The organism is Sorangium sp. So ce185, from assembly GCF_051526825.1.
Taxonomy (GTDB): domain Bacteria; phylum Myxococcota_A; class Polyangia; order Polyangiales; family Polyangiaceae; genus Sorangium; species Sorangium cellulosum_D.
In genome coordinates this window covers 1,481,459-1,506,612 of the sequence record NZ_CP150316.1, presented here as the reverse complement: position 1 = coordinate 1,506,612, position 25,154 = coordinate 1,481,459, and the positions used below count along the sequence as shown (strand labels likewise).

Annotated in this window: 25 protein-coding genes and 1 pseudogene; 18 read left to right on the top strand and 8 right to left on the bottom strand. The window is 71.9% G+C overall.

Annotation, left to right across the window (positions count from 1 at the left end; translation table 11 throughout):
* Positions 1-74: 74 nt before the first annotated feature.
* The 3 genes and pseudogenes from WMF26_RS05630 (at position 75) to WMF26_RS05620 (ending at position 3,887) form a co-directional block, all read left to right on the top strand.
* Positions 75-2,453, top strand: coding sequence for a hypothetical protein (locus tag WMF26_RS05630; RefSeq protein ID WP_437999462.1), 2,379 nt, complete (start codon positions 75-77; stop codon positions 2,451-2,453).
* Between the two features lie 84 nt (positions 2,454-2,537).
* Positions 2,538-3,008 (top strand): annotated as a pseudogene (locus WMF26_RS05625) (hypothetical protein); the annotation flags it as partial.
* A gap of 507 nt (positions 3,009-3,515) precedes the next feature.
* Positions 3,516-3,887, top strand: a complete 372-nt coding sequence (locus WMF26_RS05620; protein WP_437725630.1) for a 6-pyruvoyl trahydropterin synthase family protein — start codon at positions 3,516-3,518, stop codon at positions 3,885-3,887.
* On the opposite strand, the gene WMF26_RS05615 is transcribed toward WMF26_RS05620, so the two are convergent.
* A complete protein-coding gene (locus WMF26_RS05615; RefSeq protein WP_437999461.1) occupies positions 3,884-4,090 on the bottom strand; it encodes a hypothetical protein in 207 nt (68 codons plus the stop codon). The genes WMF26_RS05620 and WMF26_RS05615 overlap by 4 nt on opposite strands.
* Positions 4,091-4,270: 180 nt before the next feature.
* Positions 4,271-4,840, bottom strand: coding sequence for a GrpB family protein (locus WMF26_RS05610; protein WP_437999460.1), 570 nt, complete (start codon positions 4,838-4,840; stop codon positions 4,271-4,273).
* A gap of 803 nt (positions 4,841-5,643) precedes the next feature.
* Here WMF26_RS05610 and WMF26_RS05605 point away from each other — a divergent pair.
* A complete protein-coding gene (locus WMF26_RS05605) occupies positions 5,644-6,036 on the top strand; it encodes a hypothetical protein (protein WP_437999459.1) in 393 nt (130 codons plus the stop codon).
* A 547-nt stretch (positions 6,037-6,583) separates the two neighbouring features.
* Positions 6,584-6,853, top strand: coding sequence for a hypothetical protein (locus tag WMF26_RS05600; protein ID WP_437999458.1), 270 nt, complete (start codon positions 6,584-6,586; stop codon positions 6,851-6,853).
* Between the two features lie 180 nt (positions 6,854-7,033).
* Here WMF26_RS05600 and WMF26_RS05595 read toward each other — a convergent pair whose 3' ends face one another.
* Together WMF26_RS05595 and WMF26_RS05590 are read right to left on the bottom strand one after the other, a co-directional pair.
* Positions 7,034-7,267, bottom strand: a complete 234-nt coding sequence (locus tag WMF26_RS05595) for a hypothetical protein (RefSeq protein WP_437999457.1) — start codon at positions 7,265-7,267, stop codon at positions 7,034-7,036.
* A complete protein-coding gene (locus WMF26_RS05590) occupies positions 7,264-7,905 on the bottom strand; it encodes an RNA polymerase sigma factor (protein WP_437999456.1) in 642 nt (213 codons plus the stop codon). The genes WMF26_RS05595 and WMF26_RS05590 overlap by 4 nt, the downstream gene beginning before the upstream one ends.
* 126 nt (positions 7,906-8,031) lie before the next feature.
* Between WMF26_RS05590 and WMF26_RS05585 the strand changes: the two genes are divergently transcribed.
* The 10 genes from WMF26_RS05585 to WMF26_RS05540 all read left to right on the top strand — a co-directional run bounded on the left by WMF26_RS05585 (position 8,032) and on the right by WMF26_RS05540 (position 17,895).
* Positions 8,032-8,562: a YkgB family protein gene (locus WMF26_RS05585; protein ID WP_437999455.1), complete on the top strand. Its 531-nt coding sequence runs from the start codon at positions 8,032-8,034 to the stop codon at positions 8,560-8,562.
* A gap of 467 nt (positions 8,563-9,029) precedes the next feature.
* Complete coding sequence (locus tag WMF26_RS05580) at positions 9,030-9,491, top strand: ecotin family protein (RefSeq protein ID WP_437999454.1); 462 nt, start codon at positions 9,030-9,032, stop codon at positions 9,489-9,491.
* Positions 9,492-9,839: 348 nt separating this feature from the next.
* Entirely contained in the window at positions 9,840-10,349 is a 510-nt protein-coding gene (locus WMF26_RS05575) for a chemotaxis protein CheW (protein WP_437999453.1), read from the top strand.
* Positions 10,346-10,837 carry a response regulator gene (locus tag WMF26_RS05570; protein WP_437999452.1) on the top strand — a complete coding sequence of 164 codons (492 nt, stop codon included), beginning with the start codon at positions 10,346-10,348 and terminating at the stop codon, positions 10,835-10,837. Before WMF26_RS05575 ends, WMF26_RS05570 begins: the two co-directional genes overlap by 4 nt.
* A 1-nt stretch (position 10,838) precedes the next feature.
* On the top strand, positions 10,839-11,246 hold the full coding sequence (locus tag WMF26_RS05565) for a hypothetical protein (RefSeq protein WP_437945085.1): 408 nt from the start codon (positions 10,839-10,841) through the stop codon (positions 11,244-11,246).
* Positions 11,247-11,300: 54 nt separating this feature from the next.
* Positions 11,301-11,882 (top strand): YfiR family protein, encoded by a 582-nt coding sequence (locus tag WMF26_RS05560; RefSeq protein ID WP_437999451.1) that lies wholly within the window; start codon positions 11,301-11,303, stop codon positions 11,880-11,882.
* 144 nt (positions 11,883-12,026) lie between these two features.
* Positions 12,027-13,613 carry a methyl-accepting chemotaxis protein gene (locus tag WMF26_RS05555; protein ID WP_437999450.1) on the top strand — a complete coding sequence of 529 codons (1,587 nt, stop codon included), beginning with the start codon at positions 12,027-12,029 and terminating at the stop codon, positions 13,611-13,613.
* Entirely contained in the window at positions 13,597-15,789 is a 2,193-nt protein-coding gene (locus WMF26_RS05550) for a response regulator (protein ID WP_437999449.1), read from the top strand. The genes WMF26_RS05555 and WMF26_RS05550 overlap by 17 nt, the downstream gene beginning before the upstream one ends.
* Positions 15,786-16,733, top strand: coding sequence for a chemotaxis protein CheB (locus WMF26_RS05545; protein ID WP_437999448.1), 948 nt, complete (start codon positions 15,786-15,788; stop codon positions 16,731-16,733). The genes WMF26_RS05550 and WMF26_RS05545 overlap by 4 nt, the downstream gene beginning before the upstream one ends.
* Positions 16,723-17,895 carry a CheR family methyltransferase gene (locus WMF26_RS05540; RefSeq protein WP_437999447.1) on the top strand — a complete coding sequence of 391 codons (1,173 nt, stop codon included), beginning with the start codon at positions 16,723-16,725 and terminating at the stop codon, positions 17,893-17,895. Before WMF26_RS05545 ends, WMF26_RS05540 begins: the two co-directional genes overlap by 11 nt.
* A gap of 31 nt (positions 17,896-17,926) precedes the next feature.
* On the opposite strand, the gene WMF26_RS05535 is transcribed toward WMF26_RS05540, so the two are convergent.
* Complete coding sequence (locus tag WMF26_RS05535) at positions 17,927-18,712, bottom strand: OmpA/MotB family protein (RefSeq protein WP_437999446.1); 786 nt, start codon at positions 18,710-18,712, stop codon at positions 17,927-17,929.
* Between the two features lie 186 nt (positions 18,713-18,898).
* Between WMF26_RS05535 and WMF26_RS05530 the strand changes: the two genes are divergently transcribed.
* Both WMF26_RS05530 and WMF26_RS05525 read left to right on the top strand, forming a co-directional pair.
* A complete protein-coding gene (locus WMF26_RS05530; RefSeq protein WP_437999445.1) occupies positions 18,899-19,096 on the top strand; it encodes a hypothetical protein in 198 nt (65 codons plus the stop codon).
* A 46-nt stretch (positions 19,097-19,142) separates the two neighbouring features.
* Complete coding sequence (locus WMF26_RS05525; protein ID WP_437999444.1) at positions 19,143-19,829, top strand: DUF4339 domain-containing protein; 687 nt, start codon at positions 19,143-19,145, stop codon at positions 19,827-19,829.
* Between the two features lie 274 nt (positions 19,830-20,103).
* On the opposite strand, the gene WMF26_RS05520 is transcribed toward WMF26_RS05525, so the two are convergent.
* The 3 genes from WMF26_RS05520 to WMF26_RS05510 all read right to left on the bottom strand — a co-directional run bounded on the left by WMF26_RS05520 (position 20,104) and on the right by WMF26_RS05510 (position 22,492).
* On the bottom strand, positions 20,104-20,445 hold the full coding sequence (locus WMF26_RS05520; protein ID WP_437999443.1) for a hypothetical protein: 342 nt from the start codon (positions 20,443-20,445) through the stop codon (positions 20,104-20,106).
* A gap of 153 nt (positions 20,446-20,598) precedes the next feature.
* Positions 20,599-21,273, bottom strand: a complete 675-nt coding sequence (locus WMF26_RS05515; protein WP_437999442.1) for a hypothetical protein — start codon at positions 21,271-21,273, stop codon at positions 20,599-20,601.
* Positions 21,274-21,478: 205 nt separating this feature from the next.
* A complete protein-coding gene (locus tag WMF26_RS05510) occupies positions 21,479-22,492 on the bottom strand; it encodes a hypothetical protein (RefSeq protein WP_437999441.1) in 1,014 nt (337 codons plus the stop codon).
* 1,006 nt (positions 22,493-23,498) lie between these two features.
* On the opposite strand from WMF26_RS05510, the gene WMF26_RS05505 reads away from it, so the two are divergent.
* Positions 23,499-24,941: a glucose/sorbosone family PQQ-dependent dehydrogenase gene (locus WMF26_RS05505; RefSeq protein ID WP_437999440.1), complete on the top strand. Its 1,443-nt coding sequence runs from the start codon at positions 23,499-23,501 to the stop codon at positions 24,939-24,941.
* Positions 24,942-25,154 lie beyond the last annotated feature (213 nt).

The window sequence follows — 25,154 nt, the reverse complement described above, 5'->3', positions numbered from 1 at the left end:
TACCAAATGCCGGCCACGCGCGCGCGGGAAATCGCGGCCCCGGGGCGGGGGCGCGGTGGTATTCGTCGGGCCCCATGGCGGCTCCCCAAGCGCCCTCCCCGCTGCGCGCCCTCGCCGCGCGCGCCCTCCCCTACGCGCCCGCGCTCGCCGCGAGCGGCGCGCTCGGGGCGCTGTGCATCCGGGCGGTCCTCGATCAGGCGGGGCGCCCGGCGCTGCCGCTCGACGACGCGTTCATCCACATGCAGTACGCCCGGCGGCTCGCGGAGGGCGGCTTCTTCAGCTTCGTCGCCGGCGAGGGGTACTCGACGGGCGCCACGAGCCTGCTCTGGCCGCTGCTGCTCGCCCCCTTCTACGCGCTCGGCCTGCGCGATCTCTCGCTGGTCTACGCGATCTGGGCGCTCGGGCTCGTGTTCCACGCCGCCCTCGCCGTCGAGACCGCGCGCCTCGCGCGCCCCCTCGCCGGCCCCGCCGCGGCCGCCGGCGCGGGCGCGATGTGCGCCGGGTTCGCGGCGTTCGCGTGGTTCGCGTGGAGCGGGATGGAGACGGTCGCGTTCGCGTGGATCCTCACCCGGACCGCCCGGCTGGCCGCCGGGCTCCTCGAGCCGGCGAAGGCGGAGGCGGCCGAGGATGTCGGGGAGCCTGCGATGCCGGCCGGGTCCGGTGCGACACCGAGCGGCTCCGATGCGATGCCGGCCGGCTCCGATACGATGCCGGCCGGCTCCGCTGCGCCGCTTGCCGGCTTCGCTGCGCCGCCGAGCGGCTCCGATGCGCCGCTGGCCGGCTCCGATGCGACGCCGACCGCCTCTGCCCTGCTGCCCTCCGCTTCCGCCGAGCGGCCCCCCGCCGCCGTCGCCCGCGCCCTCGCGCTCGCCGGCTTCGCGGCTCCCCTGCTCCGCCCCGAAGGCGCGCTCGCCTCCCTCCTCGCCGCGCTCGCGCTCGCCGTCTGGGCGGCCCGCCCGGCGCCGCCATCGCCCCTCCCGGCGTCGCCGCCCCCGGCGCCCATCGCGCCGCCTCGCCGCGGCAGCGCCATCCCCCGCCTCCTCGACCGGCGCCTCCTCGTCCTCGCGCCGCTCCTCGGCCCGCTGGTCGTCCCGGCCTTGAACCAGCTGCTCGCGGGCCACCCGACCTCGTCGACGACCACGGTTAAGTGGCTGCTCGGCAACCCCAACTACGACGGACCGGCGCTCCGGGACGCCCTTCTCCAGAACATCCGGCTGCTCGTGACCGACGTCCTCGACGGCGGCCAGTGGACCGCCGTCTTCCTCCCCGAGGGCTCCGCCGTCGTCATCGCGCTCGGCGCCGTCGCGCTCGCCGTGGCCGCGCACCGGCGCGGCCGGCCCGCGCACGCCGCGATCGTGGCCGCGCTCGCGCTCGGCGCGCTGCTGCCGTGCACGTACCTGAGCTTCCTCTGGAACCGCGTGCGCTACGTCTGGCCGTTCGCCCCGGCGTGGCTCGTCATGGCCGCGTGCCTCGCGCGCGAGCTCGGCGACGCCGCCCAGCGGGTCCGGCGCTCGCTCCATTACGTGACGCCGCTCATCGCCGGCGCGTTCGCCGGCGCCCTGGCCGCGCGGCTCCCGTGGGCCATCCACGACCTCGCCAACTCCGCGCGCGCCATCGACCGGCAGCAGGTCTGGCTCGGCCGCTGGGCCGCGCAGCACCTGCCCGAGGACGCGCGGATCGGCGTCAACGACACCGGCGCGCTCGCCTACTTCAGCGGCCGGAGGACCTTCGACGTCGTCGGCCTGACGACCGAGGGCGAGGCGCGCTACTGGGTGGCCGGCGCGGGCTCCAGGTTCGAGCACTACGAGAAGCTGCCGCCGGAGCGCCGGCCGACGCACTTCATCGTCTACCCGCACTGGATGGCCTGCGCGCCGGTGCTCGGCCGCGAGCTCGTCGACGCCACGGTGGAGGATCAGGCGATCCTCGGCGGCACGACGATGATCGCGTACGAGGCGCGGTGGGACCTGCTCGGCTCGGGGGCGCTGCCGGTGCGGTCGGCGCCTGGCGAGCGGATCCTCGATGAGGTCGACGTGTCGGATCTCGAGTCCGAGGCGGCGCACGGATATGCGCTGGAGCCGCTCGCCGACCAGCGCAACGTGGCGGTCGCGCTCGCTGCGCCGGAGAGCGACGCGCCCGGAGAGGTCGACAGGGCCCGCGCGGAGATCGCCGACGGGGGCCGGTACTACAGGGCGGCCGACCGGTTCGTCGTTCACGTCGCCGCGCCGCCGGCCGAGGCGCGCCTCGTGATGCGGGTGGCGTCGGACGATGGCGCCGAGCTCGCGATCTCGGTGGCAGGCGAGGAGGCCGGGACCGTCGAGGTGCCGGCCGGAACGTGGGTGGAGCGGGCGGTGCCCCTGCCCGCCGCGCGCCTCTCCGGGGCGACGCCGATCGCGATCACCCTGCGGCGCGGGGCTGGATTTCACGCGTTTCATTACTGGCTCGTAGGACGCTGACGCGCTGTTGCGTCACCACCGCGCCTGCGCCCGGTGGTGACGCCTGCATCCGGTCGCGCGGCAATCCGATGCTGCCGATCATCCCCTGAGGGCGTCCCGGTCGTCACGGACGCCGAGCAGGCGAAGGCGGCGCCCGAGGTGGTCGTGCTCTCGGCGATGGCGCACGGGCAGGAGGAGGCCGGTGAGGCGATCGGCGTGGCGTTCCTGGCGGCGGCAGCCGGGCTCGATCAGGAGCGGCGCGGCCTGTACGCGGACGTGGTGCTATCCTCGCTGAACGCAGCGGCGAGGCGGACGTTGGAGGCGATGATGAAGAGCGGATACGAGTATCAGAGTGAATTCGCGCGCAGCTACGTGGCAAAGGGTCGGCAGGAGGGGCTCCTCGAAGCCAAGACGCAGAGCGTGCTCGCCGTGTTCGAAGCGCGCGGGCTGGAGGTCCCCGCCGACGTACGGGAGCGCGTCGTCGCGAGCAAGGACCTCGCCGAGCTGGACCGGTGGATCCGCCGCGCCGCGGTCGTCAGCGATGCCAGGGAGCTGCTCGACACGAACGGCTCCTGAGTGCGCGGGGGCTCCGGAGGCTGCCGCGCGGCGGTCCCGTTCCTCCGGAACCTGATCGTAGAGCTGCTCGTAAGCAGGGGGCGACGTCGATCAATCCGCTCGAGACGCACTGATCCAAGGAAGCCCCCACCTTCCCTCCTCCAGCACAGTGCGGGAGAGCCAGCGTCAATGACGCTCTACAGGCTGATTGCTGCATCGATCCCTGGCTCTGATTGCGGCGATGGCGCCAGTCCGTCAGGCACGGACCCGGGGTCGACTCCGCCGGCTCGTGCGCGCCGTGCGGTGCCGTGGAGCCCCTGCCCTCGCGTCACCCGCCACGCTGGTTTCCGGCTCGCGCTCTCTCACCGGGTCGGCTGAGGCTTGGGCCGGGCCAGCGGATCTCATGCCCCGGTGCTATGATTGCCGCCGGCGAGGGGACGTGTACCTCGCCGTCGCGCGCGTGGCCGAGGTGCTGGCGAGCGTCGGGGCCGATCGCGCCCGGGGGGGCGCCCAACCGAGGACACCGAGATGTACGAGCTCACGATCGAACGCTTCCTGCATGTCGCCCACGCGCTGCGACTGTACGACGGCAAGTACGAGCCGCTGCACTGCCACCGGTGGCAGGTCCAGGCCCAGGTGTCGGCGGAACGGCTCGACGCGATCGGCGGGGTCATGGACTTCAACGAGCTCGACCGGTTGCTCGCCGACGCTGTCGGCACGCTCGACGGCAAGACGCTGAACCATCTGTCCGAGTTCGCGGACGTCAACAGCTCCAGCGAGCGCATGGCCGAGGTCCTCTATCGCAAGCTCGCGCCGCGGCTACCACCTGGCGTACGCCTCGACTGCGTAACCCTCCTGCGCGACGAGGCGATCCGCGCCCGGTTTGCGTACAGACCCTAGCCTATCCACGCTTCACCCGCCGCGCCGCCTCCCGCCTTCGCCACGCGCGCGACGGCGGTGTGTGAGAGCTGCTCGACCCAGTACACGTGCGACGCGTCGACCGCGATGCCGTGATCGATGGACACGTGCTTCCCGGCGTGCGCGAGCACCGTGCAGCCGCCGGCCGACACGCCCACGGGGAGGCACGCGCCATTGCAGGACACCTGCGCTGCTGGGCAGTCGGCGGGCCGCTCACGACTGCGCCGAGGTCGCCCCTCGGTGTCCGCTCCCTGGTGGCCCGCGACTCGCTCAGGTAGCGAGCCGCCGGCTCGGCGCCTGCCCTGGAGCTCCGCGAAGCCCCGTACCCTCGCGTCACCCGCAGCGGTGGCTTCCGGCGATCTCGCTCATACCGGGTCGTCTCTCCCGCCGGGTTGTTCGGTTCGCCATCTCTTCGCAGCGCTCAACAAAGCGGTGACGGCGTGACCTTTGTGTTCCGAGTACGTCAGAAGGGTCCTCGCCCCGCTCTGCCACGCTTCCTCTTTCGAGCGCGCATACTCGGCAGCCGCGCCCTCATTCGCCCGCAGGAAGTCCCGAAGGAGAAGGTTGTCGCGCCAAAGGTTGGCCCCCCACTCGACGACCGCAAGGTTGGTATCGTGCGCGCCTCTTCGCCTGAAGTACTCGCGTCCGGCTACGCCAGCTTCGCCGAGGTACTGGTACCCGAGCGCCTCGAGTGCTCTCCTGTCATGCGCGGCCAGCGGCCACTCTACAGGCGCAACGAGAATGTCGATGATCGGCTTGGCCGCCATTCCGGGCACCGAGGTGCTACCAAAGTGCTGCACCTCTCGGATCCGGGCGCCGAGGGTGTTCGACAATTCATCCGCATCTGCAGTGTACCAAATCGGCCAGGAGGGGTCGTATTCGACCACCTTGATCGGCTCATCGATGTCTTCGCTACATCTGTTCAGACGGCTCATAATCGTTTCTATCCCCGGGTCCGCGGATCCAGCCGCTGCTGCGGCACCGTATATCAGAGGCGCGACGGCGACGGGAGGCGAGACTCTGGCAGAGGGACCGCGCCGCACTGCGGCCACCTCCGCTCGGCCTCAGGGACGGCGCGTCTCGCACCGCAGGCGGGGGGGAAAGCGGCGCGAGCGAAATGCGGACGCGGCGGCACCGAGGATCTACCCTGCCGCCACCGTGATCCGCCTGCGCCGTGAGAGTCTCTTCCGCGCCGATGTCGCTACGCTGGAGCGCCTCGCCCGGTGGCTCGGTCTGCCGGAGCCGCGGCGCTGGCGAACGGAGCGCGAGCGCAAGGCGAAGATCGTCGAGGCGATCGAGAGGTGCGAGAAGCGGCTCGCGAAGGTGGAGGGGGCCGGGTCACGGGTCATGACGGGCGGGCGGTAGCTCGCCTGCCTTGACGAGAGCGCGGCCAGTCCGCCCTCCGCGGGGGCTCCGGGCGCGGGGCTGTCATTCAGAGCCTCGCTCGTAAGCACGGGTCGGAGCCCCTCGGGGCCAGCGCACGGCTCGCGCCGCAGAGATGAAAACGATGCGGACATAATTGCAGCCTGGGTTACCCGTTGACGCCGACTTCCCGTAGGAGGACGGTGCCCGTGGGGGTGGATGCATGGGGTACGGGCCGAAGGGGACGGCGAGCGCGCTCGTGTTGTGCGGCTGTGCCTGTGCGCTGGTCGTCCCTCCGGCGCCGGCGAGGGCGCTCGAGTTCAGCGGTGGCGTGAGTGTGGGCGGGCTCCAGATTGGGACCGGCCCGAGGCTCGCGGTGAGCCCCTTCGGCGGGTTGCTCTGGCGCCGAGAGAGCGAGTTTCAGCTCGAACTTCACAACATGTTCAGCGTCGTTCCTGGCGCCCGCATCGGGATCTACGATCGAACGGCGATCTCCCTGGTGCACGTCTGGAAAACAGGCAAAGTCGGGCTTGGGCCGGCCCTGTCGATCTACTCGATGCCGGTGTGCGGCCTCATGAGCTGCAACCGAGTGCTGGGGATCGCTCCAGGCGGTCACACCCAGACCGACTGGTACTTCTCCGAGCCCTTGGGCGTGTCCGTGAGCGCCAACCTGGATTGGGCCGGCGGAGATAGTCGCGTACTTCATGGTGACTGGGTGGCGATGGTCACCGCTGGACCTGTCTGGAGATTCGGGGGAGAGTCGAGATGAACAGAGCTTTTGTTGTCCTGCTCCTCGGGCTTACCGCTTGCAACTACGACGTCGGGGAGTGTTGGCTCCCCGGTGATGACCCGAGCGGCGCCGGGGGCGGCATTATCAACCCGACAGGTGCCGGAGGATTCGGCGATGTACCGAGGAAGCCGCAAAGCACCGACGATGACGACTACTCCTACGATCTATGTAGCTCGCAGTCGGCAACGTGTACGGTTACATGGAAAGCGGGTTCGGCTGCTTGCAGAGGAAGCACATCCAGCTGCACGACCCTGTACCAGGGCCAGCATGCGTCGCTCGATGAAGCCGAGGAGGAGTGCGAGAGGGTTAGTGGGGTCGGAAACGGCTCCGGAGCGCAGTCGTGTGGCTCTTGTGAATGGGGCACGAGATCGAGCTCGTCCGACTGCAAAGAGGCATGCAAGGAAAAGTGCGATCAGATATTAGGACTCTGCCGTGACAACTGCCCGAGGGGCGACAAGAACTGTCTAAAGGAGTGCAGCGACGAATATAGCCGGTGCCTCAAAGATTGCGACAGGAGGTGTAAGCAATGATCGAGCTGACGTTTAAGCTAACCCCAGAAGAAGGCGACCCGCGCGAAATCCTAGTGCGCATCCACGAGCCGACGCGAAACCCTCCGGAAAAAAAGTGGCCTTGGGCTGTCGTTGTTGACATCGATGGGCGCCCGTCTACTACATACGGGGTAGATCCTCTCGATGCAGTCGAGAACGGAGCCCAGCACGCCGCGATCGTGTTGCGTGGGGTCCATGGCGATGCGCTCGATCCGCCCCTCGAGCCGCGAATGAAGGATAGCCAATGAGCGACTCACGGATGCGCCAAGCCTCCCATGGCCCGGACCGAGGCGTACTCCGCTTCGGCTCCCTGGTGCTGCTCGAAGACGGACGGCTCGCTCGACGCTGAGGGTCAGCCTTTGGCAGGGTCTCGGTAGGTTTCCACGATGAGACGAGCGCCACCCCCAGCGCGTCGGTGGCGCTCGCCTTCAGCGCGCCGCCAGCGCGAGGAGGCAGGCGCGCAGCTCCTCGGCGCACTCGGGGCACAGGTCGAGGTGCCGCGCGGCCTCGCGCAGCGCCTCCGGCACCGGGGCGCCCTCCGCGACGAGCTCGGCGTACTGCGCCGCGTAGTCCAGCCATTCATCGCACGTCAGCTCGTCAGGCTTCGTCGCGAGGACTACCTTGGCCAGATCGCGGATCTCTTCCTGGGACAGGCGCTTCATGGCGCTCCTCTCGAGGGCATCCCTCCCTGGGACGGAGTATCGAACGCTTCTCTTACGTCGTCCTCGCCGAATCCGGCCGCAGCGAGGCCTTCTCGCAGCTTGAGGCGAGCGTCGTGGGTCAGTTTGTACAGGGCATTCCGGGTCGTCCCGAGCTGCTCGGCGATCGCGGCCTGGGGCATGCCCCTGAGCTCGGCGATGAGCGCCCGGCGCTGCCGATCCGTCAGCTCGGTATCGAGCACCTGGTACAGGGCGGCGATCATTCGCTCCCTGGCCACGTGAGCGCTCGCGTCAGGGGCCGCGATCGGGATCGGCCCGCCCGCGCTCTCGGTCATCTGATCCAGCGACACGTCCTTCCACCGGGCCCTCCGCAGCTCGGTGAGCGCCACGCGGATGGCGATGGTGATCGCCCAGGTGGTGAAGCGGCTGGCGCCCCGGAAGGAATCGAGCGCGCCGAGCACCTTCAGCGTGGCGTCCTGGGTCAGGTCGTCGATCACGGCGTCCCCCACCCCGGCGCGTCCGGCGAGCGCCCTCCGCAGACCTCCCCGCACGACGTCCCGCAGCTCGGCGACAGCGGCGCTCGCCTGCGCCTCGGGCTCGCGGAGGAGCCGCAGCCACTCCTCGTTCGTCCGCTCGCTCATCCGGCCGCCTCGAAAAGAGTCGCCCCGCGGAAGTAAGAACCGGCGCCCCCACGGCGTCCCATGGACCGAGAAGGGGCCGCCGACGAGGCGGGCCCGAGAGACCGAATCCATGAGGGAGAGACCACCATGTCGACCGCCGACCGCACCGCCCAGCTCGCCGACATCCACATTACGAAGCGCACGGAGCCCAGCCTAGCCGAGTGGGGCGTCCGGATCGAGGCCCTCGGCGGCCGCCTGCTCCGCGCCGGTCTGGCGCTCACGCTGCTGTGGATCGGCGGCATGAAGTTCACCGGGCTCGAGGCGCAGGCGATCCGCCCGTTCATCGAGAACAGCCCGCTGTTCGCCTGGACGTATCCCGTGCTGGGGTTCCAGGGGATGTCCAACCTGCTCGGCATCACGGAGATCGCGATCGGGCTCGCGATCCTGTCCCGGCCGTGGTCCGCTCGGATCGCGGCCGTCGGCAGCCTGCTCGGGGTGCTGACGTTCCTGAGCACGCTGAGCTTCCTGATCACGACGCCCGGGGTGTGGGCGGATGACATCGGCGGGTTCCCCGCGATCGGCGCGCTCGGTCAGTTCCTGATCAAGGACGTGGCCCTGCTGGCGATCTCGGTTTGGTCCCTCGGAGAGGCGCTCCGCGCTGCAAGTCGCGAGGCGTAGGGCCGAAGCAGCGACCATGGCGACGAGCGTCCGTCGATCGAATCGAGACCGATCACCACGAACGAACCCAGGCTGCGTTCCGCGAGGCCGAAGTCTTCGCTCGGCCGCGCAGGTCGAGTCCGTCGGCCTTGCGCAAGGCCCTGAAACATGAATCCGCTCGTCGAGCCCGGCCGCCGTAGGCAGGCGATGGCTCGATCCAGCCAGGCCGCCCGGCGGAGCGCGCGTCCCTCCCCCAGACGCTCTCCGGCGCTGCGTCGCGCCTGCTTCAGGTCACCGCGCCAGGCGGCGCATGGAATGGACCCTGTAGGCCCCCGCGGCGGCGCCAGCTGCCGCATTCGCGCCACCACGTCCAGAAGCAAGCTCATCACGGCGCCGGGCGCGCCGGCACGGATCCACGAGCCGCTCGCGCTCGCCGCGCGCCTGACCGACGACACACGTTGCGCATCAAACAGAAAAGGAGACTCCCAATGAAACGTCTCATGCTGCTGCTGACCGCCACATTGCTCGCCACGCCCGCTTCCGCGTACGACGTCGAGAATCTGAAGCCTTACCCGCAGACCATGAACGGCAAACGTCGCATCGTCATCGATCTCCCTCAGCTCGAGCACGAAGACCGCGCACGCGTGGAGATCTCGTTCTCCAAGCTCCTGGAAAATTCAGACTGCAATCACAAGTGGGTCAGCGGCACAATCAAGGAAGGCACGATCGAAGGCTGGGGTTACCCCTACTGGGAGGTGAGCAGCAACGGCGAGATCATGAGCACGCTCATCGGCTGCGGGAACACGCCGACAAAGACCGAACCCGTATTCGGCGCGAGAGAAATGATCCGTTACAACTCAAAGCTTCCGCTCGTGATCTACGTTCCGGATGGCCTCGACGCGGCATTCCGGACGTTCACCACGCCTGGCGGGTTCCAGACGAGGAGCTGAAGCCGCTTCCATGATGGGATCCGGTCGTGGAGCATCGCGCACGCCGAGCCGAGCCGCCTGGACCACCATGTCGGCGCCTCGGCCGAAGCCGCTCACGGACGCCGCCAGGCGTCCAGCTGCACTGGGGTCAGGCTCGCGCGCGGGCGTCACTGCGCGCGCGCTCAGCCAGCGCGCCGCCCGGGCCCAGCGCAGCGCGCCACCCCCGAGCGCCGCATGGGAGGGAGAGGGCGCCGCAGGACAGCGCGGCTGGCCTGGTGAGTCAGAAGACGCCCGATACCCCATGAATCCACGAGGGCGAGCGCAAAACCAGCTCCCCGGCCTCAGCCGTTGTGGTACACCGAGGACACCTTGTCCGACGCGCTCACGCACGTTCACGCGCTGCTCGACCTGCGCGACGACGCCCCGGACAAGGGGCCGCGCGAGAGGGCCGCTGTCGACCTCCTGCTCTTCGAGCTCGGCCCGGTGACCTTCGCCCTGAGGGCGCAGCAGGTCGAAGAGGTGATCGCGTGGCGCACGCCCCTGCCGCTGCCGCGCGCCGATCCGCGGGTGATGGGCATCCTCCAGGACCGCGGCAGGATCGTCGTGATCGTGTCGGCCCCGCTCGCCGCGCCGGCGGCCGCGCCGCTCCGCATCGTCGTCTGCCGCACGCAGCGGGGTTACCTGGGTTTGCCCGCCGGCAAGACGCGGTGTGTTGCCGCGGTAAAAGTGTTCGGAGAGCTCGCGCCGAAAGCTGTGGTCGACACCAGCGAGGGAGTAGTAACCTTCCTCGACGTGATCCACCTGCTCGACGCTTCCGAGGGCGCGCCGCAGCCGTCCGTCGCGCCGCGCGGCGATCCGGCCGCCTGGTCGGGTCGATGAGCGATCCGAGCTCCCGGACTCCCACGACGAGGCCCAGACCACCGGCCGATCCGGTCGATGAAGCGGGGACGCCCGCGAGCGCGTTCCCGCCGCCGAGATCGCCGTCGAGCGCGCCGCCGAGCCCCCCGGTGCTCGTCATCGATGACAGCGAGATCGCCCGGGAGGAGGTCTCCCGCTTGCTGCGCGCGGCCGGCTTTCAGGTGGTCGCGCTCCCCTCCCCCATCGGGGCGACCCAGGCCATCGTCCGGCATCAGGCGCGGATCGTCGTCGTCGACGTCTTCATGCCGACCATCCGCGGGGACCGGCTGCTCACCCTGTTCCGGAAGAACCAGCGGCTCGGGCACCTCAGCGTCATCCTGATGTCCGGGCACTCCGAGCGCGAGCTCGAGCAGCTGCAGATGGAGGTCCAGGCGGACGCGGTCCTCTCGAAGCGCAACCTCGATCGCCTGCCGGCCCTCGTCCGGCGGCTCGCCGGCAAGGAGCGGTGACGTGGGAGCCGTGGTCGCCATGCTGCACGCCGGGGTGCGATGCGCGGTGCCAGCGCAGCAGGTGCTCCTCGCCGAGGGCGACCCCGCGCCAGAGCCCGGCGCCTGCCTTTGGGGCGACCCCGCGCCAGAGCCCGGCGCCTGCCTCTGGGGCGACCCCGCCCCGGGCCGCGCGGCGGACGCGGCCCCCGAGCCGGCCACGCGGACCGTGCGCCTGTCGACCGGCGGCGCCCCCAGAGCGATCGCCTGCGCGCGCCCCCGGCTCGTGGAGGTCGACCGGGAGCGCGTGTGGCCGCTGCCGGAGCTCCTCGCCGACATCCTGGCGCTGCCCCACGTCGTCGGGCTCGCCGAGATCGACGGCGCCCTGCACTGGGTGCTCGACGCCCGCCGCCTCCCCGACATCGGCGCCTGATGCGGCGCGCATCGAAGATCCCGTTCGAGGTCGTTCAAGGCTGATCAGAGACACATGGCGTTTCCGAGCTCCTCGATTCGAATGCTGACGGCCCTCCTGCTCGTCACCACCGCGAGCGCCGAGGGCCGCTCGGCCGCTTCCGTCCCGTACGAGCTGAGGGGCGCCATCCTCCTGCGCTCGATCGGCTACGAGAGCGGGTTCGCGAGCCGGAAGGGCGCGGCCGTGCTCGCCGTCGTCGGGGGGGAGTCGGGCGAGAGCGCGGACGACGCGAACGCGATGGCCGCCGTGCTCTCGAAGCTGGCCGCGAAGACGACCGTGGCCAGCCGGCAGGCGACCGTCCTGCGCGTGACGTACACCGGAAAGGCCCAGCTGCAGGAGGCGCTGCGCGCCGGCGGCGCCGAGGTGGTCTACGTGGCGCGCGGGCTCGCCGCGGCCATCCCGGACATCCCGCCGCGCGAGGGTCCCGTGGTCCGCATCGTCGTGTGCGGCGACGGCGACGACACCAAGCGCGGCTGCGCCGTGGCCGTGACGCTCGCCGGCACCAAGCCCGAGCTCCTCCTGAACGTGAAGCACGCCAACGCCATCGGCCTCCGCTTCGATCCGCAGTTCCTCCGGCTCGCCCGCATCGTCGACTAGGGCCCTCGCGACGCCGGCCGCCGGCCGGCCGACACGGCGCGTCGCCCCTCTCAGGATTCACGGTTCACGGCTCGCGACTCACGATCTCCGCTCCAGCGTCCGCCATCGATCAGCGACCCTCATCGATCCTCCTCCTCCGCCGCCATGCTCAACTTTCGCTCCATCCGCTGGAAGATCGCCGCCCTCGTGGCGTCGGTCGCCATCGTGCTGTCGGCGCTCGATCTGTGGCTGATCCCCGACCGCACGGCGCGGGCCAGCGAGGCCGAGCTGCGCGAGCGCGCCGGGATCCTCGCCACGATGCTGAAGGAGCCCATCGGCGTCGCCATGGACCTCGAGCAGCCCCCAGAGACCTTCCCGGACACCCTGCGGACCGCCATGACCGATCCCCTGGTCAGCTGGGTGTCCGTCTACGACGCCAAGGGCGCGCGCATCGCCGCGATCGGCGCGGTGCAGGCGCCCGGGAGCGCGGCGGACGTGCAGGGCGAGGGCGACGGGGGCGTCGTCGTCAGCGAGGCGCCGATCCGGTCGCGGAACGGCGACCGCCAGCTCGGGACGCTCGCCGTGGGGCTGCGCAGCGACCGGATCGCCCACCGCCGCGCCGACGCGCGCAGGACCATCGCCCTCCAGTCGGCGGGGATCATGCTGCTCGGCCTCGGCCTCGCGTGGGTCATCTCGGCGCGCATGACCCGCTCGATGGCCCACATCAAGGAGGCGGCCGACCGCATCGCCCGCGGCGACGTGTCGGCGCGGCTGTCGCTCCGGATCTCGGGCGACGAGCTCGGGGACATGGCCAGCGCCTTCGAGCGGATGAACACCCAGCTGCGCGAGCTCCAGGAGACGGCGAAGCGGGTCGCGGGCGGCGATTTCACCTGCAAGATCACCGGCGACGGGGAGCTCTTCGCCGCCTTCCGGGCCATGGTCGCGAGCCTCCAGGGGCTCGCCACGCGCATCGGCAACACCTCGTCGGAGGTCGCGTCGGCCGCGGCCGGGATGTTCTCGTCGGTGCGCGAGCAGGAGACCACCGCCAACCAGCAGAACGCGGCGCTCGAGGAGATCCGCCGGACCGTGGAGGCCCTGACCGCCAGCGCCGATCACATCGCCAAGGACGCGGCCACCGTGCACGAGATGGCCCAGCGGAGCCTCGTCAGCGTCCAGCGCACCGCGGAGCAGACCCGCCTCGTCAGCTCCCACTCGGACCGCATCGGCGAGATCCTCTCGCTGATCCAGAGCATCGCCGACAAGTCGGACCTGCTCGCCCTGAACGCCGCGCTCGAGGGCACCAAGGCCGGCGAGGTGGGGCGCGGGTTCTCGCTCGTGGCCGCCGAGATGCGCCGGCTGTCCGAGCACGTCATGGACTCGGTGCGCGACATCCGCAAGCTCGTGGCGGACATGCACGCGGCCTCCCACGCGTCCGTGCTCGCGACCGAGGACGGCATCAAGCTGGCCCGCGACACGGCCGCCGCCGCCGCCAAGATCTCGGACGCCGTGGACCACCAGCGCGAGGGGACGGCGCAGGTGAAGACCGCGATCGTCGACATCGTCGGGGCGGTGAACGACACGCTGACGAGCAGCGCGGACGCGACGCGCTCGGCCGAGTCGCTGCTCCAGCTGTCGCACGCGCTCAAGGCGACGGCGAGGGCCTTCCGGGTGAAGCCGGCCGGGGCGAAGCGCGAGGCGACGGCGCCGGCGCCGGCCAACGACGAGGCGGACGCGGATGAGGAGCCGGGCTGACCTCGTCGCCGCGTTCCACCGGGCCATGCCGGACCGCGTGGCCCAGGCGACCGACCTCTGGCTCGGCTTCGAGCAGGGCCAGGCCGGCAACCTCCCGGTCCTGCGCCGCCTCCTGCACACGCTGAAGGGCGAGGCGCACATGCTGGAGCTCGCCGCGTGCGGCGACCTCGCCGAGCTGACCGAGACCGTCATCGACGCGGTGCGGGGCGGCGCGCGCCCCACGCAGCTCACCGGCGACAGCCTCCTCGGCGCGCTGGAGGCGCTCGGGCTCCTGTCGGCGAGCGCCGGCGAGGCGGCCCCGCTCGACCTCGGCCCCGTGCAGGAGACCCTCCGCGCGGCGCACGCGGAGCTCACGGGCGCGGGCGCCCCCGCCCGGGAGGCCGCGCCGCCGCGCGCCCCCGCGACCGAGAGCGCCCTGCCGCCGCGGTTCGACCCCGCGGCCGCGCCGGACCCGGCCGCCCCGCCCGCGGCCCTCGACGCCGCGGCGGTCGGGGCGCTCCTGCACGAGATGCAGCGGCTGCACGGCGAGCGGGAGGTCCTCCAGCGGCGGCTCCGCGAGGCGCAGCGCATGCTCCGCGCGCTGCTCGTCGAGATCGACCCCCGGGGCGCCGCGGACCGGGTCGCGGAGCGCATCACGAAGACGCTCGGCTACGGCGCGGAGATCGAGCGCCTCCTCGGCGCCGTGCGGGCCGACTGGTCGAGCAACGAGTTCGCGGCCGGGCGCGCGCTCGGCGAGCTCGACGAGGTGGTCCGCAGGGCGTCGGTGGTGCGCACCGAGCGCCTCCTGAACCAGGTGTCGCTCGCCGCCCGGAGCGCGGCGCGCATGCTCGGCAAGGACGTCGAGGTGCGCGTCGAGGGGACGGGGCTCCTCGACGCGGCCGTGGAGCGCCGCCTCGAGCCGGCGCTGCTGCACCTCGTGCGCAACGCCGTCGACCACGGCATCGAGCCGGCGGACGTCCGCGCCCGCCGCGGCAAGCCCGCCCGCGGGGCGGTGGCGGTGACCGTGGTCCAGACCGACGCCGCCGTGCGGGTCGAGGTGAAGGACGACGGCGGCGGGGTCGATTTCGCGCGCCTGCGCGAGGTGCTCGCCGAGGCGGTGCCGGACGTCGCGTCCCTCGACGACGCCGAGCTCATCCCGTACCTGTTCGCGCACGGGCTCACCACGACCCGCAGCGTCGGCGCGATCTCGGGCCGGGGCGTCGGGCTCGACGTCGTGGCGCGGGAGATCGGCGCGCTGGGCGGGCAGGTCCGGGTCGACTCAAGGCCCGGCCTCGGGACGACGATCCTGCTCGTCGTGCCGAAGAGCCCCCACGGCGAGGAGGTGGTCCCCGTCACCTGCGGCCGGTTCCGGTGCGCGGTGCCGACGCACGCCGTGCACTCGGTGATGCTGCTGGAGGAGCTGCTGCACACCTCGGACGGGCCGCGCGTGCGCCTGGCCGGCGGCTCGGGGGTCGAGCTCGTGCCGCTCTACGCGCTCGGGGCGGTGCTCGGCGACGGGGGCCAGCCCGCGCCGGGGGACGCGGCGCTCGTGCTGCACCACGCCGCGGGGCTGTTCGCGGTGAGCGTGGACGGCTACGAGAACCCGCGGCTCGTCGCCCTCGTCCGGTCGGAGGAGCTGCCGTGGAGCTCGCCGCTCGTGCGCGGCGTGGCGCCGACGGCGGACGGCGAGGCGATGCTGCTCCTCGACGTCGAGCGGGTGTTCGCGTGGGCGCGGCAGGCGCCCCGGGAGGCGCCGGCGCGCGCCGCGGCCGCCGCGCCGAAGCGCGAGCCGCTCGCGCTGGTCGTCCCCAAGCGCGAGCCGCTCGCGCTGGTCGTAGAAGACGCCCCGGTCGCGCGGGAGCTGCTCTCCGGGATCCTGCGGGCGATCGGCCTGCGCGTGGAGGAGGCGAGCGACGGCCGGGAGGGGCTCGCGCGGGCGCGGGCGGCGCCGCCGGACGTGGTGCTGACCGACCTCGAGATGCCCTACATGAACGGCCTCGAGATGGTGGCGGAGCTCCGGCGCACGCCCGCGCTCGCCCGGGTGCCGGTCGTGGTGCTGACGACGCAGACCGCCGCGACCCACGCCGAGAACGTCGCCGCGCTGCGCGAGCTCGGCGTGCGGGCCGTGCTGTCGAAGCAGCGGTTCGTCGAGGAGGAGCTGCGCCGGATCGTCGCGGAAAGCCTCGGTGGCGCGTGACGACGCGGGTCGTGATCGCCGACGACTCGGACATCGCCGCGGGCCTGCTCGAGGCGATCCTCGAGGAGGACGCGGGGATCCGCGTGGTGGGCCGGGCGCGGACCGGGGCGGAGCTCCTGGCGTTGCCGGCGGTCGCGATCGCCGACGTGGTGCTCGTCGACCTGCTCATGCCCGAGCTCGACGGGCTGTCCGTGATCCGGGCCATCGCCGCCCGCGCCGGGGTGATCGTGGTCAGCTCGCTCCCGCGCGGCTCGGCCGCGGTCCGCGAGGCGCTGGCGCAGGGCGCCGTCGACGGCCTCGAGAAGCGCGACCTCGCCGGCGCCCCGGCCCGGGCGCGGCTGCGCGCCGCGGTGCTCCGCGCGGCCCGGCGGCCGGTCGCGGCGCGGGGCGGGCGCGTGATCCTCGTCGCGGGCTCGACCGGGGCGATCCCCGCGCTGGAGGCGCTGGCGCGGGGGCTCGGGCCCCTCGAGGTGCCGGTGCTGGTCGTGCAGCACCTGCCGGATCGGCGGGAGCGCGACCTCGCGCGGGCGCTCCGCGCGCTGGGCGCGCGGGCGCGGCCGGCGCGGGCCGGCGACGCGCTCGCGCCGGAGTTCCTGCTCGCGCCGTCGGGGTCGCACATGGCCCTCGACGGGCGCGGGCGGATCCAGCTGACGGGCGACGGGCCCGTGGGCGGGCACCGGCCGTCGGCGGAGGTCCTGTTCGCGTCGGCGGCGCCGCTCGCCCGGCGGGTCGCCGCGCTTGTGCTGTCGGGCCTCGGGAGCGACGGCGCCCGCGCGCTGCCGGCGCTCGTGGACGGCGGGGGCCTCGGCTTCGCGCAGGATCCCTCGGAGTGCAGCGCGCCGGCCATGCCGCGCGCGGCGCTGCTCGCGTCGCCGCGGGTGAGGCCGATCCGCGTCGCGGATTTCGTCGAGCTCGCGCGGAGGTGGGTGCTCGGTGAAGGATGATCGCCCGCTGGAGCGCGCCCTCGCGCGGGTCCTGTCGCCGCGGCTCGGCCACGCGCCGTCGCGGTGGCCCGAGACGCTCTACCTGCACGTGCGGGAGCGCGCGCAGCGGGCCGGGCTGGGCGAGGCGGAGTACGTCGAGCGCGCGGGCCAGGCCGGGGAGGCGGCCTCGCTGGCGATGCTGCTCGACGCCGCAACGATCGGGCACACGGCCGCTTACCGGCACCCGGAGCAGTTCGAGCGCCTCGGGCGCGTGCTGGCCGACCTCGCGCCGCGGCGGCCGGGCCCGCTGCGCCTCTGGTGCGCGGGCTGCTCGACGGGCGAGGAGGCGTACAGCGCCGCCGCGTGCGCGGAGGCGGCGGGGGTGGACGCGGCGGTGCTGGGCACCGACGTCAACCCGGTCGCGATCGCGGTGGCGCGGAGCGGCCTGCTGCCGCAGCGGCGCTCGGTGGGCGCGCCCTTGCCGGCGCCGTGGGCCGAGGGGGTGCCGGAGGCGCTGCGGCGGCGCGTGCGCTTCGAGGTGGCGTCGCTGACGGACGCGCAGCCGGCGCTCGGGGCGGGGCCGTTCGACGTCATCCTCTGCCGCAACGTCCTCATCTATTTCGAGCGGGACCAGGTGCCGCGCCTGCTCGGGCGGCTCGCCGCGGAGCTCGTCCCTGGCGGCCACGTCGTCCTGTCGCCGGCGGAGGGCATCTTGCCGCTGCCGCCGGAGCTCCGGCGGGGCTCGGCGCCGGGCTGGCTGCAGCGGCCGGAGGGCGACGACGGGGCGGCGCCGGCGAGCCGGGTGGAGCCGTCGAGCGGGGTCGAGCCGGCGAGCTCGCGGGCGCCCGGCGCGCAGGCCGAGGAGGGGCCGGCGTCAGCGGGCGCGGGCGCGGGCACGGCGACGCGGGAGCCCGGCGCGGAGGCGGCGGCCCGGCTGCTGGGCGCCGGGCGCGCCGACGAGGCAGAGCAGGTGCTGGCGGCGCTGCTCAACGCAGACCCGGAGCACCTCGAGGGGTGGTTCCTGCTCGGGGAGGCGCTGCTGGCGCGGGGCGAGCGGGCGCAGGCGCGGGCGGCGTTCCAGCGGGTGCTCCGCTGCTCGTCCGCCGGCGCGCGCCACGTCGACGCGGGCGCGCTGCGGCGCGCGGCGGCGCGGCGCGCCGAGGCGCTGCGCGACCCGCGCTGAGCCGCGGGCGCGCCGCGCCTCCGCGCGCCGGTCACTTCGCGTCGCCCGGCTCGCCCGGCAGCGCGATGGAGATCTCGACCCGCCCCGCGGGCAGCTTGCTCTCTCCGAGCGCGGCGCCGGCGGGGTCGTGCTCGGCGTGCCCGACCGCGGACAGCCGGGCTCCTGGCAGCGAGCACGCGTCCTGGAGGGTCTGCGCGACGCTCGCCGCGCGGGCCGCGGAGAGCGCCCACGGCGTCGGATAGCCGCTCTGCAGCGCGGGCGACTCGAGGTCCGGAGGGCCGCTGACCGCGCCCACGCGGATCGGCGCCTGGCCGATGGCCGCGACGGCGCCCGCGACATGGCACAAGAGGGCGCGGCCCTGCGGGCTCACGTCGAGCTTGTGGGGGAGGAACACCGCCGTCTCCGGGAGCGCGACGAGCGCCTGACCGTCCGCGACGGCGACGGCCGCGGTCCCCTTCTTGATCTGCTTGTCGAGCTTCCCTGCGAGCTCGGTCTTGAGCTGCTCGACCCGCGCGAGGCCCGATTTCTTGGCGTCCTCGGTCTGCCGTCGCTCCGCTTCGACCTTCTCGACCTGCGCCGTCTTCTGCTGGAGCTCTCCGCGCACCTGGCTCAGCGTCTGTTCGAGGTCTTTGCCCCGCTGGTTCGACCTGCGCTGCTCCTCGATCAGGAGCAGGTGAGCGCGGCGGAGCGGAACGTAGTAGGCCGCCACGAACGTCGCGCTCGCGACGAGGAGGAGCGCCGGCACGAGCCGGACCCAGCGCCGGAAGCCGGACGATCCAGCGCTGTTGCTGGCCCCGACCTCATCCGCTGTGCTCATGAATGCCTCCATGCTCCGCCCCCATCGGCCGCGAGAATACCTACATGGCGAGGATCCCGCCAGCGCCACGGGTCGCGCCTCAATTCGCTGAAAAAATCCGTACCGTCTCGAAAGCGCGCCGCGCCGCATGTCGGTGTGTACAGGTGCGCTCGGACCGTGGCATCCTCACGCGCGCAAGGGAGGACTTTGTATGAAACCGCCGCCCCTTCCGGCCAGGCGTCCGGCGCCGCCCGCTTCAACTACCCGCTCTGCGCCGCCTGCTTCGACCATGCGCCCGGCGCCGCCTGCTTCGACCATGCGCCCGGCGCCGCCTGCTTCGACCATGCGCCCGGCGCCGCCCGCTTCGACCATGCGCCCGGCGCCGCCCGCTCCGGCGACCGATGATCGCGAGAGCCTCTGGCACGTCGCGATCGCGCCCGACGACATTAAGGTGCTCACGTTGGAGAAGCTCGACGATCTGTTCCGGCTCGACGTCATCGACGAGTCCACGAAGATATGGAAGCCCGGGATGGCCACCTGGCAGCCGCTCGGCGTGGTGGCGGGGCTCGACTCGGACCCGCCGGCCGAGTCGGCGCGGGCCCCGGCTCCGGCCAGCACGGCGCGGCGGGTCCCGCCGCCGCCGCCCAGTCCTCCGTCGCGGAACATGGATTCCGATCATCCGACGCCGGTGGTGTCGAGCCTGTCGTCCATCATGTTTCCGACCTCACCCACGATGCCGATCGGGGAGCTGGACAGCTCGCCGCATCTGGTGACGCGGACCGAGGTGCAGGCGCCCCCGGCGGCGATCCTCGCGGCGTCCCGGCCGACGCCGCCGCCCGGGATGCCGGATCTGCGCGCCCCGCTGCTCATGATCCAGCCGGCCGAGGCGGTCGAGGCGCCGCCGCGCGCGCGTGCGCGCGACACGGGCCGTGCGCAGCGCCTGATGCTCGCGCTGTCGGTCGTGACGGGGCTGATGATGACGCTCTACCGCAATGACGTCCTCCTCGACGCGGCGCGCTCCGCGGGGCGGGAGGGCGTGTATCAGAAGATCGAGACCGCGCTCGGCGGCCCCGGGTTCGGGACCCCGCGCTCGATCGAGCCGCTCCGCGCGCCCGCGGAGCCGGCGCCCGCCAAGTAAGCGCGCGGCGCTCCTGCGCGCCTGCAACGAGCGGCGCTCAGCCCTCCCGACATCGCCACCCAGAGAAGAAGACCGCCGAGGCGCGAAGGACGCCGGGGGAATCGAGCGATTCTCTCCTTGGCGTCCTGGCGGTTTATCGTCTTCTCACCAGAACGCCTCGAACGAGAGAGCCACAAAGGCGCCAAGGACGCCAAGAAAATGAAGAGAGAGGCTCTACGAGAAACGAGGCGAACAGCACCTGTCCAGCGTCACGTCGGCAGCTGTCCGCCTGCGGTTACGCGCGTTTGCCGACACGCCCTGACAGGATGGCGATGTCTTGCGGCTTGATCCCGTACTTCGCGGCCGAGCTCAACCTGTTTTTCTCATCAGCGTTGCGCCGATGCCAACGCTCGAGCGCGCTGACGAGGGCCGCGAGGAGCCTGCCCAACGCTGCCCCGAGGCCAGGCGAAGGCTCGTCGCACAGCGTCGGCGCGACCGAGAGTCGCAGCCGGTCCTGGAGGATCTCCTGAGCGCGGCGAATGGATCGTGGATCCCGGCGGTCGAACCAGATGGCCTCGCCAAGCGACTCGTTGGCCTCGGGGCCCTGGTCCTCCGCGGGCCCGAGGTACAGGGTCACGGTGTGTCGTCCCAGCGTGGCTGGTGGATCGATCCGCATGTTCCTGGGGAACAGCTTGCCTCCGCGCTCGTGACAGATCGGTGGCGCAAGCGAAGACTCTCCGTTACAGCGCGGCGCTCGCCCCGCAGGTCGTGGAGCGTCGACGTCGCGACGTCAGTCGACGGAGAGCTCGACCGCCGTGTCGTCCGGGTACGTGAACCCCTGCTCGACGGTGAACGGCTCGCTGAGGGAGCATAGACCCTCGTCTTCACACGTGGCCGCGCCGAAGAGCTCGAAAGCGATCTTGAACGCTCCGGGCTGCACGGCGACCGCGCGCGGGCAGTCGTCGGCGAACGGATTGTCCGGCTGCGCCGCGCAGGCGATCGGCATCTGCTGGGTCTCGTACAGCAGGCCGCTCCAGGAGAACGTCGCGCTCTCTCCTGCGGCGATCTCGAACGTGCTTCCGCCGAAGCAGTCTTGCGGCCAGTCGTCTGCCGTCTGGACCTCTTCGCAGGTCATATACACCCAAGGGTAATCCGCCGTGCCGAGGCGCCCGCCGTCCGGACCGATGCGGAAGCGCTCGACGCACTCGTTGTCAGGGTAATAGATGGACGTCGCGCGGTGGTTGGTCACCGTGATCGACACCGGGGTTCCCGGCGCGTCGTCCTCGAACGCCGAGCAATCGACCTCGCCGCCGCTGCCACCGTTGCCGCCGCTGCCGCCCCCTCCGCCGGAGCCGCCGTCCCCGCCCTGGCCGCCGCCGCTGGCGGAGCTGCTCGTGGAGCCGGACGGGCTCCCCCCCGTCGTGTCGTCGCCGCATGCGGACGCCAGCAGACAAACGCAAACCATCGCCAAGAATCTCGCCATGAGGGCCACCTCTCGAGCCCGCGGGCTGCAAGCGGTGGGCCAGGCTGGGAGATCCCGAAGGACGCGTGGGTTTGCCGCGTCGTAAGAGGTATCGTGTGCCTCGGTGAGCCTCTCTGTGTCGGAGAGGCGAGGACGTCGAATGCCCCTTCGAAGACACGTGAGCGGATCGAGGGGCGGCGCGCGGGCGTCAGGGCGTCAGCGCAAAGCAGTAGATCCCGCCGTAACCGCCGCCGGCGCCGACGCTGGTCGAGCCCTGCTGCGGTCCCCCCGCGTCCACGAGGTTGACGCCCGGGGTGCACCCGGGCGCTTCGTGGGCCGACATCCAGTGGGCCATGTTGATGCCGCCCGGGCCGCCGCCGCCGAAGTTCCTCGGCCACGAGTGCCCGAGACGCGGTTTCGAGTTCCTGTCCGCTACGGCGCTCGTCCAATCGCTGCACGTGGCCGTCGGGCCATAGAGCCGCCCCTCCGCGTTGCTCCCGGTCAACGTGTCGTGGTTGTCCACCTCGGGCTGGCTCGGCTCGGGCTGGTGGTTGGGGACGCCGTCCTCGTTCGGCAGATCGTCGGCGACCGCCTCGTCGGCCCCGGAGGGGCGCTCGTTCAAGAGCTCTTCCTTGTTGTTGGCGACCAGCCGGCCGAGGCGGTCGTACCAGGGCCCCTCGCCGATCCGATCGATCGCGTCGACCTGCTTGCCGTCCTCGCCTGCCGCGGCGCTCAGGAACGCGCGCCACGTCTTGCTCCCCGCGCCCGGCAGGCTCTTCTCGGCGATCGTCGCGCAGATCTTGTCCGCGCCGCGGAGACCGGCGCCCGGGCCGGTCTCCCCGAAGCGGAGATCGCCCCCGAAGCCGTCCTGGGAGCCCGACAGCTCCCGCATGGCGGCGAGGCTGGTTACGAAGAAGCTGAACTTTTCGGTCGTACCGCCGCCGGTGGACGCGGTGGTGGTGCCGCCGCCGGTGGTCGCGGTGGTGCCGCCGCCGCCGGTGGTCGCGGTGGTGCTGCCGCCGCCGGTGGACGCGGTGGTGCCGCCGCCGCCGGTGGTCGCGGTGGTGCCGCCGCCGCCGGTGGTCGCGGAGCCGCCGGAGCTCGACGACGCGCCGGTCGCTCCGTCGCTCGAGGACCCGGTGTCCGAGCCGGAGCAGCCGAGCGCGGGAGAGAGCAGCGCCAGGGTGAGGGGGAGCAAGGAGAGGGGGTAAGCGCGTTTCATGGTCTCGTTTCCTTGTCTTGGTAAGCTGGACTGTCGGTCGCGCCGCGATCGGCGAGGCTCACTGGCAGGTGAGATCGGGCTGGCAGGTCTGGCCGTCGGGGCACTTTGCGCTGTGTTGCAGGAGGTGAGCCCCGCGCTCTCCACCGGTCGCTCGACCTGCGACGAGACGACCAGATCGACGAGCGGGCTCACGCCCTTGGCCTCCACGCCGGCGCGGCCTCCGCACCAAGGGGAGAATTTTACAATTCCCAGGCGTTCTCTGTGACATCTCGATGACGAAGTGGAGGTGTCGCAGGAACGGGCGTCAATCTTTTTTATGGGCGCCGCGCCCGCGCGTTCGAGGCGCGGCGCTTCGCCCGCGAGGCCATGGGGTCTCCCGTGCGACGTGGGACGGGGCTCCGTCCCAGATCAGGTGCACGCGTCGCGCGTTGCGGCATTCGTGGCGTACCTCGGGCAGGATCGCGCGCAGGCGCTCGCTATCGTTCCGGTCGGGGCCCCCATCGAAACGATTGAGATGTCTGCCGTGGCGCCTCGGCGCCGGAGAGGTCCTCACGGCGCCTCGTCGATTCATCTCTTCGCGTGCGAGCATCGCTATCGTGCGCTCGCCGCCAGCGATGGCTCGCTCCGAGGGTCGCCTCCGCGTCGCGCTCCGCGTCGCCATCGCGTGACGCGCTGCCCAGAGCAGCAACCTCCGTGCCACTGGACTCGTCGTCTCGGCCACGCGCTGTTACTGTGCCGGCGTCGTAAATCAACCTTGACAGTGCGGACGACCTCTGCGCTTGCTATAGTAAAGACCTTACCCTAATCGGGGGTCCAACTTACCGGAAGCCATGCGGTCCCCGGTAGATGCCGGAGCTTTGTCCAGCGCGTCCACCGCGCCTGGAGCGGTGGCATTTGGTCGGCAACGTCACTTGAAACGAAACAGTGAGGTAGTTCTATGTCGCTTGTTATCTCACGCGGCCCAGCTGTTTTCCTGGCTCAAGTTGGTTTGCTCGCCACGGCTTCGTTGGCCGTCATCGGGTGCGTCCAGGCGGATCCCCTGGACGAGCCGGTCGAAGCGGACGCCGATGCCCTCGTCGCCCATGACTTCGACCATGACCATGACCAGGCCGCCGCCGACGATACGTCCTTCACGTCGCGCGAGATCACCCGGGGTTTCGACTATCCGATGCGGCTCGTCTGGGGGCCGGACGACCACCTGTGGTTGACCGAGCGCACCGGAAAGCGCGTCGTGCGCGTGAGGCCGGAGGACGGCGTGCGGACCACGGTGATCACCATCTCGGAGGTGTACCAGGCGGGGGGCCAGGACGGCCTCCTGGCCCTGGCGCTGCACCCGGATCTGCTGAAGGGCAAGGGGAGAGACTACGTGTACGTCTCGTACACCTATGACGCCGATCCCGGCACGGCGGTGGACCTCAGGACGAAGATCCGCCGCTACACGTACGACCCGGCGACCGAGACGCTGGGGAGCCCCTTCGACCTGATCAAGGGCCTGCCGGGGAGCAACGATCACAACTCCGCGCGGCTCCTGTTCGGCCCTGATCAGAAGCTCTATTACACGATCGGCGATCAGGGGAACAACCAGTTCGACAGGAAGTGCCTCCCGATCCGCGCGCAGGCTCTGCCCACGAAGGCCCAGGTCGCGGCGAAGGACTGGTCGACGTACGTCGGCAAGGTCCTGCGCTTGAACCTCGACGGCTCGATCCCGCACGACAACCCGCGGATCGATGGCGTCCGGAGCCATGTCTACTCGTACGGCCACCGCAACCCGCAGGGCCTCACGTTCGGGCGCGGCGGCAAGCTGTATGCGAACGAGCACGGGCCGAAGACCGACGACGAGCTGAACCTCATCAAGCCCGGCAAGAACTACGGCTGGCCTCACGTCGCGGGGTATCAGGACAACCAGGCCTACACGTACGACAACTGGTCGGCCTCGAGCCCGACGCCGTGCGAGGAGCTCGCGTGGAACGACTACCAGGCCCCGCCCTCCGTCCCGCAGCAAGAGGAGAGCGCCTTCAGCCATCCGGACTTCAAGGAGCCGCTCCTCACCTTCTTCACCGTCGAGGACGACTACCAGTTCTTCGATCCGGCGTGCGGGTTCCTCCAGTACATGTGCTGGCCCACGATCGCGCCCTCGTCGCTCCACTACTACCCCACCGGGTGGCACGGCATCCCCGGGTGGGGGAACTCGCTCCTGATGACCAGCCTGAAGAAGGGCGCGCTCTACCGGGTGAAGCTGAGCCCGAACGGGAAATCCGTGGTCGGCGAGCCCGTCGTCCACTTCGACACCACGAACCGCTACCGCGATCTCGCCTGGAGCCCGGACCGCCGGACGCTCTACATCATCACGGACACCGCCGGGAACACGGGCGGACCGAACGGCGGCGCCACGAACGTCCTGGAGAACCCGGGGGCGCTCCTCGAGTTCAAGTACACCGGCTCGCCCTGAGCCAGCGCCGGAGTCGCGGGCCCTGCGCCGGTGCGGCGCAGGCCCGCGACCGCGCCCGGTCCCGCGCTCGGAGATCCCGCTCGGCCCGCGCCTGGCCCCTCCCCTGCGCGGCCGCGGCTCACGCCAGGCGCTCGAGCTCCAGGGTTCCCGCGGAGCGGCCCCTCGACGATCGCCCCGCTCAAAGCGATGGCGATGCGCGCCGACCATGGCAGC

Coding starts and splice junctions, on each gene's coding strand:
- WMF26_RS05630 (WP_437999462.1), top strand. CDS start 75: ATGGCGGCTCCCCAAGCGCCCTCCCCGCTGCGCGCCCTCGCCGCGCGC.
- WMF26_RS05620 (WP_437725630.1), top strand. CDS start 3,516: ATGTACGAGCTCACGATCGAACGCTTCCTGCATGTCGCCCACGCGCTG.
- WMF26_RS05610 (WP_437999460.1), bottom strand. CDS start 4,840: ATGAGCCGTCTGAACAGATGTAGCGAAGACATCGATGAGCCGATCAAG.
- WMF26_RS05600 (WP_437999458.1), top strand. CDS start 6,584: ATGATCGAGCTGACGTTTAAGCTAACCCCAGAAGAAGGCGACCCGCGC.
- WMF26_RS05595 (WP_437999457.1), bottom strand. CDS start 7,267: ATGAAGCGCCTGTCCCAGGAAGAGATCCGCGATCTGGCCAAGGTAGTC.
- WMF26_RS05590 (WP_437999456.1), bottom strand. CDS start 7,905: ATGAGCGAGCGGACGAACGAGGAGTGGCTGCGGCTCCTCCGCGAGCCC.
- WMF26_RS05585 (WP_437999455.1), top strand. CDS start 8,032: ATGTCGACCGCCGACCGCACCGCCCAGCTCGCCGACATCCACATTACG.
- WMF26_RS05580 (WP_437999454.1), top strand. CDS start 9,030: ATGAAACGTCTCATGCTGCTGCTGACCGCCACATTGCTCGCCACGCCC.
- WMF26_RS05570 (WP_437999452.1), top strand. CDS start 10,346: ATGAGCGATCCGAGCTCCCGGACTCCCACGACGAGGCCCAGACCACCG.
- WMF26_RS05560 (WP_437999451.1), top strand. CDS start 11,301: ATGGCGTTTCCGAGCTCCTCGATTCGAATGCTGACGGCCCTCCTGCTC.
- WMF26_RS05555 (WP_437999450.1), top strand. CDS start 12,027: ATGCTCAACTTTCGCTCCATCCGCTGGAAGATCGCCGCCCTCGTGGCG.
- WMF26_RS05550 (WP_437999449.1), top strand. CDS start 13,597: ATGAGGAGCCGGGCTGACCTCGTCGCCGCGTTCCACCGGGCCATGCCG.
- WMF26_RS05535 (WP_437999446.1), bottom strand. CDS start 18,712: ATGAGCACAGCGGATGAGGTCGGGGCCAGCAACAGCGCTGGATCGTCC.
- WMF26_RS05515 (WP_437999442.1), bottom strand. CDS start 21,273: ATGGTTTGCGTTTGTCTGCTGGCGTCCGCATGCGGCGACGACACGACG.
- WMF26_RS05510 (WP_437999441.1), bottom strand. CDS start 22,492: ATGAAACGCGCTTACCCCCTCTCCTTGCTCCCCCTCACCCTGGCGCTG.